Below are 16664 nucleotides of genomic sequence, written 5' to 3'. Positions count from 1 at the left end.
CCGCAGGACGCCTCGCCACCGCCGCCGCCCAAGAAGCGGGCGGGCCGAGACCTGCGCGCCGCGATAGGGGTCGGTCTCGGCCTCGGAGCGGTGATCTTCGCTTCGCTGTTCATCGTCAAGGCGGTCTTCGTCGGCGTCATCGTCGTCGCGGTCGTCGTGGGCCTGTGGGAGCTGACCTCCCGGCTCCAGGAGAAGAAGGGCATCAAGGCGCCACTGGTCCCGCTGGCCATCGGCGGCGCCGCCATGGTCATCGCCGGGTACGTGAGCGGCGCCGAGGGCGCCTGGGTGGCGATGGCCCTGACCGCGCTCGCGGTCCTGGTCTGGCGGATGACCGAACCGCCGGAGGACTACCTCAGGGACGTCACCGCCGGCGTCTTCGCCGCCTTCTACGTACCGTTCCTGGCGACCTTCGTCGCGATGCTCCTCACCGCGGACGACGGCCCCCAGCGCGTGGCCGCCTTCCTCGTCCTGACCGTGGTCAGCGACACGGGCGCCTACGCGGTCGGCTGGCGCTTCGGCAAGACCAAGCTCGCCCCGCGCATCAGCCCCGGCAAGACGCGCGAGGGGCTCCTCGGAGCCGTCGTCTTCGCGATGGCCGCCGGCGCCCTGTGCATGGAGTTCCTGGTCGACGGGGGCGCCTGGTGGCAGGGGCTGGTCCTCGGTCTCGCGGTCGCCGTCAGCGCCACCCTCGGCGACCTCGGCGAGTCGATGATCAAGCGCGACCTGGGCATCAAGGACATGGGCACGCTGCTCCCCGGCCACGGCGGGATCATGGACCGGCTGGACTCGCTGCTGCCGACCGCCCCCGTGGTCTGGCTGCTGCTGGCCCTCTTCGTCGGCACCGGCTGAGCCGACCGGGTTATCCTGAAGGGCGCACCACCACCGGTGGTGCGCCCTTTCCCCGTGGCAGCGGGGATGCATCTGTGAGGTCTCCGGCGCGGACAGCGCCACCGCCACCGGCTCCGCACGCGCGGAGGTCGTCAGACCTCGTCGCCCTGAGGAGGACCGAACATGGCACCCCGCCCCGCTCCGGGAGAGCTCACCTTCGTCGCGCCGAAGGCCGCGAAGAAGCCGCCCCGGCACCTGGCCGACATGACGCCGGCCGAGCGCCGCGAGGCCGTCGCCGCGATCGGCGAGAAGCCGTTCCGGGCCAAGCAGCTCTCGCAGCACTACTTCGCCCGCTACGCCCACGACCCGGCCGAGTGGACCGACATCCCCGCCGGCTCCCGCGAGAAGCTCCGCGAGGAGCTGCTGCCCGAGCTGATGAAGGTCGTACGGCACATCTCCTGCGACGACGACACCACCCGCAAGACCCTGTGGCGCCTGCACGACGGCACCCTCGTCGAGTCCGTCCTGATGCGCTACCCCGACCGGGTCACCATGTGCATCTCCTCGCAGGCCGGCTGCGGCATGAACTGCCCGTTCTGCGCCACCGGCCAGGCCGGACTGGACCGCAACCTGTCCACCGCGGAGATCGTCCACCAGATCGTCGACGGCATGCGCGCCCTGCGCGACGGCGAGGTCCCCGGCGGCCCGGCCCGGCTGTCGAACATCGTCTTCATGGGCATGGGCGAGCCGCTCGCCAACTACAACCGCGTCGTCGGCGCGATCCGCCGGCTGACCGACCCCGAGCCCGACGGCCTCGGCCTGTCGCAGCGCGGCATCACCGTCTCCACCGTCGGCCTGGTCCCGGCCATGCTGCGCTTCGCCGACGAGGGCTTCAAGTGCCGCCTCGCCGTCTCCCTGCACGCCCCCGACGACGAGCTGCGCGACACCCTCGTCCCGGTGAACACCCGCTGGAAGGTCCGCGAGGTCCTCGACGCCGCCTGGGAGTACGCCGAGAAGTCCGGCCGCCGCGTCTCCATCGAGTACGCCCTGATCCGCGACATCAACGACCAGGCGTGGCGCGGCGACCTCCTCGGCCGGCTGCTCAAGGGCAAGCGCGTCCACGTCAACCTGATCCCGCTGAACCCGACGCCCGGCTCCAAGTGGACCGCCTCGCGGCCCGAGGACGAGCGGGCCTTCGTCGAGGCCATCGCCCGCCACGGCGTGCCGGTCACCGTCCGCGACACCCGTGGCCAGGAGATCGACGGCGCCTGCGGCCAGCTGGCGGCCGCCGAGCGCTGACGGCCCCGGCCGGAGGCCCGAGAGGTGCGGAACCGGCCGCGGGGTACCCTGTGGCCGAACCAATTCCACATTCCGACAGGGGAGCGCCACAGCGCTGAGAGTGCGGTCACCGTCCACCGCAGACCCTCTGAACCTCGCCCCGGTCATTCGGGGTAGGGAGTTCGGTCACCACTCAAGCTGTTGCGCCCTGCCCGGCGTCCGCTCGCGAAGCGCCCGGCGGGGCCGCGTCTTCTCCTGGTCACACCCAGGAGGAATCACCAGTGAGCACCACCACCAGGAGACTCGCGGCCACCGCGCTCGCGACCGCCCTCGGCGCCGCCGCGCTCAGCGCCTGCGGCGGCGGCAGCGGGGACGGGTCCGCGGCCGAGGGCAGCGGGGCACCGGCGCAGAAGACGGTCACGCTCGTCTCCCACGACTCCTTCGCCGTGACCGACGCGGTCCTCAAGGAGTTCGAGCAGCAGAGCGGCTACACCGTCAAGGTCCTCAACTCCGGGGACGCCGGCACCGCCCTCAACCAGGAGATCCTCACCAAGGGATCCCCCCGCGGCGACGTCTTCTTCGGCGTCGACAACACCCTCCTCTCGCGCGCCCTCGACAACGGCATCTTCACCGCGTACGAGGCGAAGGGCCTCGACGCGGTCAAGCCGGAGTTCGTGCTCGACGCACAGCACCGGGTCACCCCCGTCGACTCCGGCGACATCTGCGTCAACTACGACAAGGCGTACTTCGCCGGCAAGAAGATCGCCCCGCCGCAGACCCTCGACGACCTGGCCAAGCCGGAGTACAAGGACCTGCTGGTCGTCGAGAACGCGGCGACCTCCTCGCCCGGCCTCGGCTTCCTCCTGGCCACCGTCGGCAAGTACGGCGAGGAGGGCTGGAAGGACTACTGGGCCAAGCTCAAGGCCAACGGCGTCGAGGTCGTCGACGGCTGGGAGCAGGCCTACAACGAGCGGTTCTCCGGCTCCGCCGGGGGCAGGAAGGCCAAGGGCGACCGCCCGCTGGTCGTCTCCTACGCCTCCAGCCCGCCGGTCGAGGTCCTCTACGCCGAGCCGCAGCCGGCCGAGGCCCCCACGGGTGTCGCCACCGGCACCTGCTTCCGCCAGACCGAGTTCGCGGGCCTGCTCAAGGGAGCGAAGAACGAGGCGGGCGGCAAGGCGCTCATCGACTTCATGATCGGCAAGAAGTTCCAGGAGGACATGCCGCTCAAGATGTTCGTGAACCCGGTCGTCAAGGACGCGCAGCTGCCCGAGCTGTTCACCAAGCACGGCGCCGTCGTGGAGAAGCCCGAGACCGTGGCCCCCGACACCATCGCCAAGAACCGGGAGCAGTGGGTCAAGACGTGGACCTCGCTCGTCGTGAAGTAGCCGGCGCCGGCGCGGGGCCCTCCGGGTCCCGCGCCGCACGCGGCGCGGCCGCCAGGCTCGCCCTGACGGCCCTGCCGCTGGCCTTCTTCGGCGTCTTCTTCGCCTACCCGGTCGCCGCCATCGTCGGCCGGGGCCTGAAGACGGACGCCGGATGGCAGCTCGGCCGCATCGGCGAGGTGCTCGCCGAGCCGGGCATCGCCGGCGTCCTGTGGTTCACGGCCTGGCAGGCGCTCGCCTCCACGGCCCTCACCCTGCTGGCCGCGCTGCCCGCCGCGTACGTCTTCGCCCGGCTCGACTTCCCCGGCAAGCAGGTCCTGCGCGCCGTCGTCACCATCCCCTTCGTCCTGCCGACCGTGGTCGTCGGCACCGCCTTCCTCGCCCTGGTGGGCCGCGGCGGGCTGACGGAGGAGCTGTGGGGGGTCCGGCTCGACACGACGGTGTGGGCGATCCTGCTCGCGCACGTCTTCTTCAACTACGCCGTCGTCGTCCGCACCGTCGGCGGGCTGTGGGCGCAGCTCGACCCGCGGCAGGAGGAGGCCGCCCGGGTGCTCGGCGCGGGCCGCCTCGCCGCCTGGCGGCAGGTCACCCTGCCGGCGCTGGCCCCGGCCGTCGCGGCCGCCGCCGTCATGGTGTTCCTCTTCACCTTCACCTCGTTCGGCGTCGTGCAGATCCTCGGCGGGCCCTCGTACGCCACCCTGGAGGTGGAGGTCTACCGGCAGACCGCCCAGCTCCTCGACCTGTCCACCGCCGCCGTGCTGACACTCGTCCAGTTCGCCGCCGTCGCGGGGATCCTCGCCGTGCACGCGTGGACGGTGCGCCGCCGCGAGAGGGCGCTGCGCCTCGTGGACCCCGCGCTGACCGCGCACCGGCCGCGCGGCGCCGGGCAGCGGCTGCTGCTCGGCGGGGTGCTGCTGACCGTCGCCCTGCTGATCGTGCTGCCGCTCGGCGTGCTGGTCGAGCGGTCCCTCGACACCCCCGGCGGCTACGGCACCGGCTACTACGAGGCGCTGGCACAGGCCGGCTCGGGCGGCAACACCTTCCTCGTCCCGCCGCTGGAGGCGGTCGGCAACTCCCTGGAGTACGCCCTCGCCGCCACCGGCATCGCCCTGCTCGTCGGAGGCCTGGCCGCCGCGGCCCTGACCCGGCGCGCCGGCCCCTTCGTCCGCGGCTTCGACGCGCTGCTGATGCTGCCGCTCGGGGTGTCCGCCGTGACCGTCGGCTTCGGATTCCTGATCACCCTCGACGAGCCGCCGCTGGATCTGCGGACCTCCTGGATCCTCGTGCCGCTGGCGCAGGCGCTGGTCGGCGTCCCGTTCGTCGTCCGCACCATGCTGCCGGTGCTGCGCGCCGTCGACGAGCGGCTGCGCGAGGCCGCCGCCGTGCTCGGCGCCTCCCCGCTGCGGGCCTGGCGGGAGGTGGACCTGCCGATGGTGCGGCGGGCGCTGCTGGTCGCGGCCGGGTTCGCCTTCGCCGTGTCGCTCGGCGAGTTCGGCGCGACCGTGTTCATCGCCCGGGCCGACCGGCCGACCCTGCCGGTGGCGGTGGCCCGCCTGCTGGGGCGGGCCGGGGACCTGAACTACGGGCAGGCCATGGCGCTGAGCACCGTGCTGATGCTGGTGTGCGCGGCCGCCCTGCTGGTGCTGGAGCGGCTGCGCCCCGACAAGACCTCGGGAGAGTTCTGATGACCCTGCTCGAACTGGCCGGGGTGTCGGTCCGCTTCGGCGGACGCACCGCCGTGGAAGGCGTCGACCTGGAGGTCGCCGAGCACGAGACGGTGTGCGTCCTCGGCCCCAGCGGCAGCGGCAAGTCCACGCTGCTGCGGGTCGTCGCCGGGCTCCAGCCGGTGTCGGCGGGCCGGGTGCTGCTCGGCGGCGCCGACCAGGCGCGGGTGCCCGTGCACCGGCGCGGGGTGGGCCTGATGTTCCAGGACCACCAGCTGTTCCCGCACCGGGACGTCGCAGGGAACGTCGCGTTCGGGCTGCGCATGCAGGGAGCCGCCCGCGCCGCGCAGCAGGCCCGGGTGGCCGAGCTGCTGGAGCTCGTCGGGCTGCCCGGGGCCGGCCGCCGGCCGGTGTCCTCGCTCTCCGGCGGCGAACAGCAGCGGGTCGCGCTGGCCAGGGCGCTCGCGCCGTCGCCGCGGCTGCTGATGCTGGACGAGCCGCTGGGCCAGCTGGACCGGGGGCTGCGCGAGCGCCTCGTCGTGGAGCTGCGGGGGCTGTTCACCCGCCTGGGCACCACCGTGCTGGCCGTCACCCACGACCAGGGCGAGGCGTTCGCCCTGGCCGACCGGGTGGTGGTGATGCGGGAGGGCCGCATCGCGCAGGCGGGCACCCCGCTGGAGGTGTGGCAGCGGCCGTCCTCCGAGTTCGTGGCGCGCTTCCTCGGCTTCGACAACGTCGTCCCCGCGACGGTGTCGGACGGGTCCGCGGCCACCCCGTGGGGCGAGGTCCCGGTGCCGGAGGGCTCCCCGCGGGGGGAGCACCGGCTGCTGGTCCGCCCGGCGGGCGTCCGGCTCGCCGCGGACGGGCTGGCCTGCGAGGTGGAGTCGCGGACCTTCCGCGGCGCGCACGTGGCGCTGCGGCTGCGTCCGGCGGCCGGGCCGGCCCTGGAGGCCGAGTGCGACCTGGCCGGGGCGCCGGCCCCGGGGGAGCGGGTGGCGGTGGCGTTCGCCCCGTCGGAGGTCGTCGTCATCCCCGCCTCGCCGCGGGCCAGGCAAGATCCGGAAGAGGCGGCCTAGCGCACGCCGGCGGGCTCCCGGGCCGGGGCGGCCGGGTCCGCCGCGGGTTCGGCGGCCGGGTCGGCGCCGTCGTGGTTGCCGTACCAGGCGACGGCGACCGCACCTGCGACGGCGAGGACGAAGCCGGCCACGGCGAGCCAGGCCAGGCCCGGCCGGGAGGCGTCGCCGAGCCACAGCACGCCGATGGCGCCGGGGAGGACGGTCTCGCCGACGACGAGCGCGGCCGTCGCCCCGTTCACGGAGCCGATCTGGAGGGCGACGGTGTGCAGGTACATGCCGCCGGTGCCGGCAAGGACGATCGCGTACAGGGCGGGGTCGGTGAGGAGGGCCGCCGGGTCGAACGGGTCGATGCCGTTCAGGATGCGGACGCCGACGCCGAGGGCGCCGAAGGCGAGGCCGGACAGCAGGCCGGCGAGGATGGCGGCGCGGCCGCCGAGGAGCCGGACCGCGACCGTGCCGCCCACGATGATCAGGGCCGTCACGGCGAGCAGCCACCAGTGGGTGGCGATGGGGGCGTGGTGGCCGCCCTCGTGGCCGGCGGCGCTGGCGAGGAGCACCAGGGCCGTGCAGACCACACCGATGGACACCCACTCCTTGCGGGTCAGCCGGATGCCGAGCATCCGCACGCTGAGCACCGCGGTGATGACCAGGTTGGCGCTGATGACGGTCTGGGAGAGGAAGAGGGGCAGCATCCGCGAGGCGAGCGCGCCGAGGCCGAAGCCCGCGAAGTCCAGGATGGTGCCGACGATGAACTCCCAGGTCATCGCCGCCTTCGCGGTCGACGACAGGTTCGGGCCGCCGTGCGCCGTCACCCCCGCGTCCGCGGGCGTGGCCCGCGCCGCCCGGCGCGAGCCGACGGCTTGCAGGACGGACCCCGTGCCGTAGCAGATGGACGCCGCTATCGCGGTCAGCAGGCCTATGAGCACCGAGGGCTCCGATCACTTCCGGCAAGTTGTGCGTACCACTGCCAGACGTGCGGAATGCCCCGGGAGGTTGCCTCGTACGGCCGGTTCGTCCCGCCGTGTCGGCGAAGGAGAGGTCAGCCGGTCAGCGCCAGGGAGGTCAGCCGGGCCACGCCCCAGCAGACGGGCAGGCAGACGGCGAGCAGGGCGGCGGCCCGCACGGTCGCGGCGGTGCGCGTCACGCTGCCGGGGGCGCCGAGGTCGGCCAGAGCGGCCCGGCTCGCGGCGCGGGCCTGGCGGACCTCGACGGCGGCGGCGAGCAGGGTGGCGGCCGCGCAGAGGACGGTGAGGGCGAAGGCGGGCCCGGTCAGCGGGCCCAGCGGGGCGCCGATGCCGCCGCGGCCGGGCAGGGCGGCGGCGATGGCGGCGGTGCCGGCCGCGCACAGCACGCCGAGGGGGCGGCCCAGCCGGGGCGCCTCCTCCTGGAGGGTGCGCCCGGCCAGCAGCCGGAGGGCGCCGGGGCGGACGGCCTGGACCAGGGCGCCGCAGGCGTACGCGAGCCCCGGCCCGGCCAGGACCAGCCCGGCGGCGGTGAGCGCCCAGCCGGCGGGGAGTCGGCCGCCGGCGGGTCCGGCGTGGCCGAGGACGGCGAGCCCGCAGGCGGCGAGGGCGATGCCCCAGGGCAGTCCGGCCGCCGGTGCGGCGGGGGTGCGGGGGCGCAGGGTGAGCGCCGCCGCGGCCGCCGAGGCGGTGAGGGGGGTGAGGGTCAGCAGGGTGAGGGCGGCGGCGAGCGGCAGGGGCCGGTCGGCGTGGAGCAGGGCGGCGCCCGCACCGTCGAAGGGGAGTCCGCCGAGGTCGCCGCGCAGGTGGAGGAAGGCGGCGAGGGCGAGGGCGCTGCCGAGGGTGCAGGCGACGGCGGTGGAGACGGCGGCGGCCAGGGCGAGGTGCAGCGGCCCGAGCCCGACGGCGTCCATGCCCTCGCGGGGGCGGGTGGCGGGGTCGGTGCGGGCGGTGCGGACGGCGAGGTGCACGGTGGCGGCGAGCGGGAGCAGCGCCCACAGCAGGCGCGGGAACGATCCGGCAGGCCGGGCCGTGGCCTCGGCGAGCACGTACAGCAGCAGGAAGCCGCTGCCGGCGGCCGCGGCGGCGACGAGCAGGCGGCGCAGCTGGACGAGCGGGCGGGAGCCGCGGGTCAGGCGGAGAGCGAGCACGCGGCCTGGCCTTCCGGGGTGTCGCCGGGCGCGCCGGGGCCCGCGGCGGCGGGGTCTGCGGCGGGGCGGCCGTCGAGGAGGGGGAGGCACCGGTCGGCCGCGGCCGCGGTGTCCTCGTCGTGGCCGGCGAGGACGACGGTGATGCCGTGGGAGCGGGCCGCCGTGGTGAGGGTGCGCAGCAGCATGGCCCGGTCGGCGCGGTGCAGGGGGGCGGTCGGCTCGTCGGCGAAGACGATGGCGGGCTCGTGGACGAGGGCCCGGGCGAGGGCGGCGCGCTGGGCCTCGGCGCGGGTCAGGGCGCCGGGCCGCTTGCGGGCCAGGCCGCCGATGTCGAGGCGGTCGAGCCACTCGCAGGCGGTCCGCTTGGCGGTGCGGTGCGCGGTGCCGGCGACGAGCAGCGGCAGGGCGGCGTTCTCCCACACGGTGAGTTCGGGCAGCAGTGCCGGCTCCGGGCCGATCCAGCCGAAGCGGTCGCGGCGGAGCCGTTCGCGGGCGAGGGCGCCCAGGGTGTGGAGGGGCACGCCGTCGAACCACACTCCGCCGTCCCGGGGGACCAGTCGGCCGCTCAGGCAGTGCAGCAGCGTGGTCTTGCCGCTGCCGCGCGGGCCGGTCACGGCGAGGACCTCGCCGCGGCGGACTCCGACCGACACCCCGGCGATGCCGGGCGAGCCGTCGTGGGAGTGGTGAACGGACCGTGCGCAGAGCACGTCGCTGTCCGGTGGAGCCTCCATGGCGTACACCTCCGTCCGGGGGAACGAAGCGGAGCCCCTTCGGTCACTGGCGCCCGCACCGAGATGTAAGGAGATGAAGGTCGCACCGGGCGACAGCACACGGCCCGGGTGCCCCGTTCCCACTCGAACGGGGCACCCGGGCCGTGGCATACGGTCCTGCGGGGCCGCTTACAGCTTGGTCCACGCCTCGGTGAGCACGGAGCGCAGGATCCCCTCGATCTCGTCGAAGGTCCCCTGGTCCGCGATCAGCGGCGGGGCCAGCTGCACGACCGGGTCGCCGCGGTCGTCGGCCCGGCAGTACAGGCCGTTGTCGAAGAGCGCCTTGGAGAGGAAGCCGTACAGGACGCGCTCGGTCTCCTCGTCGGAGAAGGACTCCTTGGTGGTCTTGTCCTTGACGAGCTCGATGCCGTAGAAGTACCCGTTGCCGCGGACGTCGCCGACGATCGGCAGGTCGTGGAGCTTCTGGAGGGTCTTCAGGAAGGCGCCCTCGTTGTCCAGCACATGCTGGTTGAGGCCTTCCTTGTCGAAGATGTCGAGGTTGGCGAGGGCCACCGCGGAGGACACCGGGTGTCCGCCGAAGGTGTAGCCGTGCAGGAAGGTGTTGTTTCCCTTGTAGAAGGGCTCGGCGACGCGGTCGGAGACGATGCAGGCGCCGATCGGGGAGTATCCCGAGGTCATGCCCTTCGCGCAGGTGATCATGTCCGGTACGTAGCCGAACTTGTCGCAGGCGAACATCGTGCCGAGGCGGCCGAAGGCGCAGATCGTCTCGTCGGAGACGAGGAGCACGTCGTACGCGTCGCAGATCTCGCGGACCCGCTGGAAGTAGCCGGGCGGCGGCGGGAAGCAGCCGCCGGCGTTCTGCACCGGCTCCAGGAAGACGGCGGCGACGGTGTCGGCGCCCTCGAAGAGGATCTGCTGCTCGATCTGGTCGGCGCACCAGCGGCCGAAGGCCTCGGGGTCGTCGCCGTGGATCGGGGCGCGGTAGATGTTGGTGTTCGGCACCTTGTGCGCGCCGGGGACCAGCGGCTCGAAGGGGGCCTTGAGGGCCGGCAGGCCGGTGATCGACAGGGCGCCCTGGGGAGTGCCGTGGTAGGCGACCGCGCGGGAGATCACCTTGTACTTGGTCGGCTTGCCCTTGAGCTTGTAGTACTGCTTGGCGAGCTTCCAGGCGGTCTCGACGGCCTCGCCGCCGCCGGTGGTGAAGAACACCTTGTTCAGGTCGCCCGGGGCGTAGTCCGCGAGGCGCTCGGCGAGCTCCACGGCCTTGGGGTGGGCGTAGGACCACACGGGGAAGAACGCGAGCTCCTGGGCCTGCCTGTAGGCGACCTCGGCGAGCTCCTTGCGGCCGTGACCGGCGTTGACCACGAAGAGGCCGGCAAGGCCGTCCAGGTAGCGCTTGCCCTTGTCGTCGTAGATGTAGGTGCCCTCGCCGCGCACGATGGTGGGGACGGGGGAGTTCTCGTACGACGACATCCGGGTGAAGTGCATCCACAGGTGGTCGTACGCGGTTTTGGACAGGTCCTGGGTCACGGTTATCGGGTTCCCCACATGTAGGTCTGCTTCTTCAGCTTCAGGTAAACGAAGCTTTCGGTGGATCGCACGCCGGGGAGCGCGCGGATCTTCTTGTTGATCGTCTCCAGCAGGTGGTCGTCGTCCTCGCAGACGATCTCCACCATCAGGTCGAAGGAGCCCGCGGTCATCACCACGTACTCGCACTCGGCCATCTGGGTCAGTGCGTCGGCCACCGGGTCGACGTCGCCCTCGACGTTGATGCCGACCATGGCCTGGCGCCGCAGGCCCACGGTGAGCGGGTCGGTGACGGCGACGATCTGCATGACGCCCTGGTCGAGCAGCTTCTGCACGCGCTGGCGCACGGCGGCCTCCGACAGGCCCACGGCCTTGCCGATCGCCGCGTAGGGACGGCGTCCGTCCTCCTGCAGTTGCTCGATGATCGCCAGCGACACAGCATCGACCGAAGGGGACGGCTGCCTGTTCCTGGAATCTGCGCTTCGACTGACCACAACCTCACTCTGCACGAGGAGTCCTCCGTTCCGCAAGATGAAACCAATGAAATCCGTTGTTCTGGCATCCGGATCTTACTGATTTCGTAGTTGGTGGTGGGCGGCCCTGTCGAAAGCGTCCGCCGAGAAGCTAGGCTTGGGATTCGTCTCAATCGTTGGACATGTGATCAGGAGTGTGGCTGTAGTGACCACCGAACTGCGTCGTCTGCGCAACTACATCGGCGGGGAGTTCAAGGACGCCGCCGACGGGCGGACCACCGATGTGGTCAACCCGGCCACCGGCGAGGTGTACGCCACCGCCCCGCTGTCCGGGCAGGCCGACGTCGACGCCGCCATGGCCGCCGCCGCGGCCGCCTTCCCGGGCTGGCGCGACACCACGCCTTCCGAGCGGCAGAAGGCCCTCCTCAAGATCGCCGACGCCTTCGAGGCGCGCGCCGAGGAGCTGGTCGCCGCCGAGTCGGAGAACACCGGCAAGCCGCTGGGCCTGACCGCCAGCGAGGAGCTTCCCCCGATGGTGGACCAGATCCGCTTCTTCGCGGGCGCCGCCCGCCTGCTGGAAGGCCGCTCCGCCGGCGAGTACATGGACGGGATGACCTCGATCATCCGCCGCGAGCCGGTCGGCGTCTGCGCCCAGGTCGCCCCGTGGAACTACCCGATGATGATGGCCGTGTGGAAGTTCGCCCCGGCGATCGCTGCGGGCAACACCGTGGTGCTCAAGCCCTCGGACACCACCCCGGCCTCCACCGTCCTGATGGCCGAGATCATCGACTCGATCCTGCCCAAGGGCGTCTTCAACGTCGTCTGCGGCGACCGCGAGACCGGCAAGGCCATGGTCGAGCACGCCACCCCGGCGATGGCCTCCATCACCGGCTCCGTCCGCGCCGGCATGCAGGTCGCCGAGAGCGCCTCGAAGGACGTCAAGCGCGTCCACCTGGAGCTCGGCGGCAAGGCCCCGGTCGTCGTCTTCGAGGACGCCGACATCGCCAAGGCCGTCGAGGACATCGCCGTCGCCGGCTACTTCAACGCCGGCCAGGACTGCACCGCCGCCACCCGCGTCCTCGTCCACGAGTCCGTCCACGACGAGTTCGTGGCCGCCCTCGCCAAGGCCGCCGCCGACACCAAGACCGGCGCCCCGGACGACGAGGACGTCCTCTACGGCCCGCTGAACAACCCCAACCAGCTGGCGCAGGTCGCGGGCTTCATCGACCGCCTCCCGGCGCACGCCAAGGTGGAGGCCGGCGGCCACCGCGTCGGCGACAAGGGCTACTTCTACGCCCCGACCGTCGTCTCCGGCCTCAAGCAGGACGACGAGATCGTCCAGAACGAGGTCTTCGGCCCGGTCATCACCGTCCAGTCCTTCGCGGACGAGGCCCAGGCGCTGGAGTACGCGAACGGCGTCGAGTACGCCCTCGCCTCCTCCGTGTGGACCAAGGACCACGCCCGCGCGATGCGCATGTCCAAGCACCTCGACTTCGGCTGCGTGTGGATCAACACCCACATCCCGCTCGTGGCCGAGATGCCGCACGGCGGCTTCAAGAAGTCCGGCTACGGCAAGGACCTCTCCGCGTACGGCTTCGAGGACTACACCCGCATCAAGCACGTGATGACCTCGCTCGACGGCTGACGCCGGGCCGCGGCCGCAGGGGCGGTCGAGGCGGCCCCGCACGGGGGCGGGCAGTGGACAATGTGTCCATTGCCCGCCCCCTCCGCGTTCCCCGAGGCTTCACCCATGCCCGCTCCCACCTCCTCCCGCCGCCGCGTCACGCGCCGGGTCACGCGCCGCGCGGCGCTGCGCGGCCTCGGCGCCGCAGGCCTCCTCTCGGCCCTCGCCGGCTGCGGCGTCCCCTCCGCCTACGTCCCCGAGGACCGCCGGGCGGGCACGGACCGCTCCGCACGCGAGCGGAGCCTCGCCTTCGCCAACTGGCCGATGTACATGGACACCGACGCCGAGGACGAGGAGCGCCGCCCCACGCTGGAGGCGTTCACGGAGCGCACCGGCATCGAGGTCCGGTACACCGAGGAGATCAACGACAACGACGAGTTCTTCGGCAAGGTCGGCCCCGCCCTGATCAACCGCCAGGACACCGGCCACGACCTGGTGGTGGTCAGCGACTGGATGGCCGCCCGCTTCGTCCGCCTGGGCTGGGCGCAGGCGATGGACCGCACCCGCCAGCCCAACGTCGCCGAACACCTCGACCCGCAGCTGCGCTCGCCGTCCTTCGACGCGGGGCGCCTGCACACCGTGCCCTGGCAGTCCGGCATCACCGGGATCGCCTACAACCGCAGGGCGCTCGGCCGGGAGATCCGGTCGGTGCGGGACCTGTGGCACCCGGACCTCGCGGGCCGCGTCACCCTCTTCTCCGGCCTCGACGAGTCCTTCGCGCTGCTGATGCAGGGCAACGGGGTGGACGTCACCCGCTGGACCGAGGCGGACTTCCACCGGATGTGCGACCAGGTCGAGGAGCTGGTGCGCCGCAGGCACATCCGCCGCTTCACCGGCAACGACTACACCTCCGACCTCGGCAAGGGCGACGTGCTGGCCTGCCAGGCCTACTCCGGAGACGCGGTCCAACTCCAGGCAGACAACCCGGACATCGAGTTCGTCGTGCCGGAGGAGGGCGGCGAGCTGTGGGCGGAGAGCCTCCTCATCCCCAACCTGGCCCGCCACAAGGCCAATGCGGAGGCGCTGATCGACCACTACTACGCCCCGGAGGTGGCGGCGGAGCTGGCGGCCGCCGTCGCCTACGTCTGCCCGGTGCCGGCGGCCCGCGAGGTGCTGGCCGCGTCGCCGGACCGGGAGAGGGCGGAACTCGCCGAGAACCCGCTGGTCTTCCCCGACGGCACGATGCGCGGGCGGCTCGCCGTGGCCCGGGACGTCACGGCGGCGGAGCGACGCACCCTGGCCGGCCGCTGGAACGCCGTCGTCGGGATGTGATCGCCACCACAGAATTGAACGCGTTCGAAGGATTGGCTGAACGCGTTCAACTCCGGGCGTAGGCTGCTGCCATGAGTGAGAGAAACGCCCTCCGGCGGCGGATCCGCGCCTGGCTCGTCCTGTTCCTCGTCTGCCTGGTCCTCAGCGGGCTCACCGCGTTTCCCCTGGTCACCGAGGTGCGCCTGGCCAACTCCCTGATCGGGCACGAGTGGCTGGCCCGGGTCGGCGAGGGCCTCGACACGGCCGACGCCCGGTACCCGTTCCTCCTGTACGGCACCGACTGGCTGGCCTTCGCCCACCTCGTGATCGCGGTCTTCTTCTACGGCGTCCTGCGCGACCCCGTCCGCAACGTCTGGATCATCGAGGCCGGCATGATCGCCTGCGCCGGCATCGTCCCGCTCGCCCTGATCTGCGGTCAGATCCGCGGCATCCCCCTCGGATGGCGCCTCATCGACATCTCGTTCGGCGTCTTCGGGATCCTTCCGCTGCTGATCCTGAGGCGGCTCGTCAAGCGCCTGGAGGCCCTGCCCGCCGCCGCCTGACGGCGGCGCCGGCGACGCCCGGCCGGCTCAGCGGCCGGCCGCGGCGCGCACCGCCGCCAGGGCGTCGATCCGGTTCGTGGTGATCGCGTCCACGCCCGCCGCGGCCAGCCGGCGCATCGTCCGCTTCGTGTCGGCGGTCCACGCCGAGACCCGCAGCCCGTCCCGGTGCAGCGCCTCCACCAGCCCCCGGTCCACCAGCCCGAAGCGGTAGTTCAGCCAGGCCGGCGCCACCGCGTCGATCAGCACCCGCCGCGGCGGCGACAGCGTCGTCCACGTCAGCGCGATCTCCGCCGCCGGGTCGGCGGCCCGCACGGCCAGCATCGTGCGCGGGCCCGCGCAGTAGTAGACGCGCTCCCGCGCCCCGCACTCGCCGACCAGGCCGACGACCTCCCGCACCGCCTCCGGGGCGGCACCCGGCAGGTCCAGCAGCAGGCGCCCCGGCCCCGCCTCGGCGAGCGCCTGACGCAGCGTCGGCACACCGCCCTGCGTCAGCTCCGCCAGCTGGGCGGCCGTCACCTCGTCGAGGCGCACGTCGTACCCCCACAGCCGCTGCAGCGTCTCGTCGTGGAGGAGGACCGCCTCCCCGTCTCGGGTCAGCCGCACGTCGACCTCCACGGCGTCCGCGCCGAGCGCGAACGCCGAGCGGATCGACGGGAGCGTGTTCTCGGGGAAGCGGTGGGGGTCGCCGCGGTGGGCGACGGCCGTCAGGGTGCGCATGCCGTCCATTGTCCCGCGGCCGTCAGCGTGCCAGCCACGCCTCGGTGTACGTGTCGATCTCCTGCGCGATCCGCGCCTTGCCCGCGGCGTCGAGGAAGGACGCCTCCACCGCGTTCTTCGCGAGCGCGGCGAGGCCGCGCTCGTCGAGGCCGAGCAGCCGGGCGGCCACCGCGTACTCGTTGTTGAGGTCCGTGCCGAACATCGGCGGGTCGTCGCTGTTGACGGTGACGAGCACGCCCGCCTCCACCATCTCCCGGACCGGGTGCCGGTCCAGGTCCTCCACGGCGCGGGTGGCGATGTTCGAGGTCGGGCAGACCTCCAGGGCGATGCGGTGCTCCGCCAGGTGGGCCAGCAGCGCGGGGTCACGGACGGCGCTCGTGCCGTGGCCGATCCGCTCGGCGCCGAGTTCGCGCAGGGCGTCCCAGATGGTCTCCGGGCCGGTGGTCTCGCCGGCGTGCGGGACGCTGTGCAGGCCGGCGGCGCGGGCGGCGTCGAAGTACGGCTTGAACTGCGGCCGGGGCACGCCGATCTCGGGCCCGCCGAGGCCGAAGGAGACCAGCCCCTCCGGGCGCAGGTCGACCGCGAGGCGGGCCGTCTCCGCGGCGGCCTCCAGGCCGGCCTCGCCGGGGATGTCGAAGCACCAGCGCAGCAGCGTCCCGAACTCGGCCTCGGCCGCGCGCCGGGCGTCCTCGATGGCCTCCATGAAGGCCTTCTCCTCGATGCCGCGGCGCGTGGAGGAGTAGGGGGTGATGGTCAGTTCGGCGTACCGGATGTTCTGCCGGGCCATGTCGCGGGCGACTTCGAAGGTCAGCGTGCGGACGTCGTCGGGCGTGCGGACCAGGTCGACCACGGACAGGTAGACCTCGATGAAGTGCGCGAAGTCGGTGAAGGTGAAGTAGTCGGCGAGCGCCTCCGGGTCCGTCGGCACCTTGGAGTCGGGGTGCCGCGCGGCCAGTTCGGCGACGATGCGGGGGGAGGCCGAGCCGACGTGGTGCACGTGCAGCTCCGCCTTGGGCAGCCCTGCGATGAAGGGGGTCAGGTCGGGCACGACGGGCCTCCGGGGGACGGCGCGGACGGATCGCCCCCATGGTAGGCAGCAGGGGCCCCTCGGCGGGACGGCATAGCATGGCCGTACGAGAGGGGGGTGCCGCATGACCGACAACAGCCCTGACCCGAGGGACCCGTGGGCCCCGCCGGAGGGGTCGGCGGCGGATCCGGGAAGGCCGCAGGGCGCCCCCGGCGTGCCCGGCCCGCCGTCCGTCCACGACCAGCCCACGCTCGCCGGGATGCCCGGCGCCGGGGCACCGCCCGGGCCGCCCGCACCGTACGCGGCCCCCGCACCGTACGCGGCCCCGGGGCCGCGTGCGGTGCGGGGGC

General features: G+C 73.2%; 15 protein-coding genes, 1 pseudogene and 1 riboswitch. Of the genes and pseudogenes, 9 read left to right on the top strand and 7 right to left on the bottom strand.

Going from position 1 to position 16664, the window contains the following annotated elements:
• The 5 genes from EF903_RS14845 to EF903_RS14825 all read left to right on the top strand — a co-directional run.
• Positions 1-849, top strand: an 849-nt coding sequence (locus tag EF903_RS14845) for a phosphatidate cytidylyltransferase (protein WP_260615328.1), incomplete at its 5' end; no start/stop codon positions are given.
• A gap of 162 nt (positions 850-1011) precedes the next feature.
• A complete protein-coding gene (gene rlmN, locus EF903_RS14840) occupies positions 1012-2127 on the top strand; it encodes a 23S rRNA (adenine(2503)-C(2))-methyltransferase RlmN (protein ID WP_125543697.1) in 1116 nt (371 codons plus the stop codon).
• 67 nt (positions 2128-2194) lie between these two features.
• A riboswitch (TPP riboswitch) is annotated at positions 2195-2304 on the top strand.
• Positions 2305-2387: 83 nt separating this feature from the next.
• Positions 2388-3491 carry a thiamine ABC transporter substrate binding subunit gene (locus EF903_RS14835; RefSeq protein ID WP_125543696.1) on the top strand — a complete coding sequence of 368 codons (1104 nt, stop codon included), beginning with the start codon at positions 2388-2390 and terminating at the stop codon, positions 3489-3491.
• A complete protein-coding gene (locus EF903_RS14830) occupies positions 3467-5173 on the top strand; it encodes an iron ABC transporter permease (RefSeq protein WP_125543699.1) in 1707 nt (568 codons plus the stop codon). The genes EF903_RS14835 and EF903_RS14830 overlap by 25 nt, the downstream gene beginning before the upstream one ends.
• The gene (locus EF903_RS14825) at positions 5173-6228 is read left to right on the top strand and encodes an ABC transporter ATP-binding protein (RefSeq protein WP_125543695.1); all 1056 of its coding nucleotides are present in this window, start codon (positions 5173-5175) and stop codon (positions 6226-6228) included. Before EF903_RS14830 ends, EF903_RS14825 begins: the two co-directional genes overlap by 1 nt.
• Here the strand turns inward: EF903_RS14825 and EF903_RS14820 are convergent.
• From EF903_RS14820 to EF903_RS14800, 5 genes are all read right to left on the bottom strand, one after another.
• Complete coding sequence (locus tag EF903_RS14820) at positions 6225-7154, bottom strand: hypothetical protein (protein ID WP_260615320.1); 930 nt, start codon at positions 7152-7154, stop codon at positions 6225-6227. The genes EF903_RS14825 and EF903_RS14820 overlap by 4 nt on opposite strands.
• Positions 7155-7267: 113 nt before the next feature.
• Complete coding sequence (locus tag EF903_RS14815) at positions 7268-8341, bottom strand: hypothetical protein (protein ID WP_125543694.1); 1074 nt, start codon at positions 8339-8341, stop codon at positions 7268-7270.
• Complete coding sequence (locus EF903_RS14810; RefSeq protein ID WP_125543693.1) at positions 8323-9072, bottom strand: ABC transporter ATP-binding protein; 750 nt, start codon at positions 9070-9072, stop codon at positions 8323-8325. Before EF903_RS14810 ends, EF903_RS14815 begins: the two co-directional genes overlap by 19 nt.
• A gap of 168 nt (positions 9073-9240) precedes the next feature.
• Positions 9241-10620 carry an aspartate aminotransferase family protein gene (locus tag EF903_RS14805; protein WP_185902666.1) on the bottom strand — a complete coding sequence of 460 codons (1380 nt, stop codon included), beginning with the start codon at positions 10618-10620 and terminating at the stop codon, positions 9241-9243.
• The gene (locus EF903_RS14800; protein WP_125543691.1) at positions 10605-11108 is read right to left on the bottom strand and encodes an Lrp/AsnC family transcriptional regulator; all 504 of its coding nucleotides are present in this window, start codon (positions 11106-11108) and stop codon (positions 10605-10607) included. Before EF903_RS14800 ends, EF903_RS14805 begins: the two co-directional genes overlap by 16 nt.
• A gap of 169 nt (positions 11109-11277) precedes the next feature.
• On the opposite strand from EF903_RS14800, the gene EF903_RS14795 reads away from it, so the two are divergent.
• The 3 genes from EF903_RS14795 to EF903_RS14785 all read left to right on the top strand — a co-directional run bounded on the left by EF903_RS14795 (position 11278) and on the right by EF903_RS14785 (position 14570).
• Positions 11278-12717 carry a gamma-aminobutyraldehyde dehydrogenase gene (locus EF903_RS14795; protein ID WP_125543690.1) on the top strand — a complete coding sequence of 480 codons (1440 nt, stop codon included), beginning with the start codon at positions 11278-11280 and terminating at the stop codon, positions 12715-12717.
• Between the two features lie 105 nt (positions 12718-12822).
• Positions 12823-14028, top strand: coding sequence for a spermidine/putrescine ABC transporter substrate-binding protein (locus EF903_RS14790; RefSeq protein ID WP_125543689.1), 1206 nt, complete (start codon positions 12823-12825; stop codon positions 14026-14028).
• A gap of 71 nt (positions 14029-14099) precedes the next feature.
• Positions 14100-14570, top strand: a complete 471-nt coding sequence (locus EF903_RS14785) for a hypothetical protein (RefSeq protein ID WP_125543688.1) — start codon at positions 14100-14102, stop codon at positions 14568-14570.
• 27 nt (positions 14571-14597) lie between these two features.
• Here the strand turns inward: EF903_RS14785 and EF903_RS14780 are convergent, their stop codons facing one another.
• Together EF903_RS14780 and EF903_RS14775 are read right to left on the bottom strand one after the other, a co-directional pair.
• Complete coding sequence (locus tag EF903_RS14780; RefSeq protein WP_185902665.1) at positions 14598-15287, bottom strand: glycerophosphodiester phosphodiesterase; 690 nt, start codon at positions 15285-15287, stop codon at positions 14598-14600.
• Between the two features lie 22 nt (positions 15288-15309).
• Positions 15310-16335, bottom strand: coding sequence for an adenosine deaminase (locus EF903_RS14775; RefSeq protein ID WP_125543686.1), 1026 nt, complete (start codon positions 16333-16335; stop codon positions 15310-15312).
• Positions 16336-16438: 103 nt separating this feature from the next.
• On the opposite strand from EF903_RS14775, the pseudogene EF903_RS34725 reads away from it, so the two are divergent.
• A pseudogene (locus tag EF903_RS34725) lies at positions 16439-16664 on the top strand (hypothetical protein); the annotation flags it as partial.

This window comes from Streptomyces sp. WAC05292, assembly GCF_003949955.1.
GTDB classification, from domain to species: Bacteria; Actinomycetota; Actinomycetes; order Streptomycetales; family Streptomycetaceae; genus Streptomyces; species Streptomyces globosus.
This window is presented reverse-complemented; position numbering and strand designations above follow the sequence as displayed.

Coding starts and splice junctions, on each gene's coding strand:
- rlmN (WP_125543697.1), top strand. CDS start 1,012: ATGGCACCCCGCCCCGCTCCGGGAGAGCTCACCTTCGTCGCGCCGAAG.
- EF903_RS14825 (WP_125543695.1), top strand. CDS start 5,173: ATGACCCTGCTCGAACTGGCCGGGGTGTCGGTCCGCTTCGGCGGACGC.
- EF903_RS14810 (WP_125543693.1), bottom strand. CDS start 9,072: ATGGAGGCTCCACCGGACAGCGACGTGCTCTGCGCACGGTCCGTTCAC.
- EF903_RS14790 (WP_125543689.1), top strand. CDS start 12,823: ATGCCCGCTCCCACCTCCTCCCGCCGCCGCGTCACGCGCCGGGTCACG.
- EF903_RS14785 (WP_125543688.1), top strand. CDS start 14,100: ATGAGTGAGAGAAACGCCCTCCGGCGGCGGATCCGCGCCTGGCTCGTC.
- EF903_RS14780 (WP_185902665.1), bottom strand. CDS start 15,287: ATGCGCACCCTGACGGCCGTCGCCCACCGCGGCGACCCCCACCGCTTC.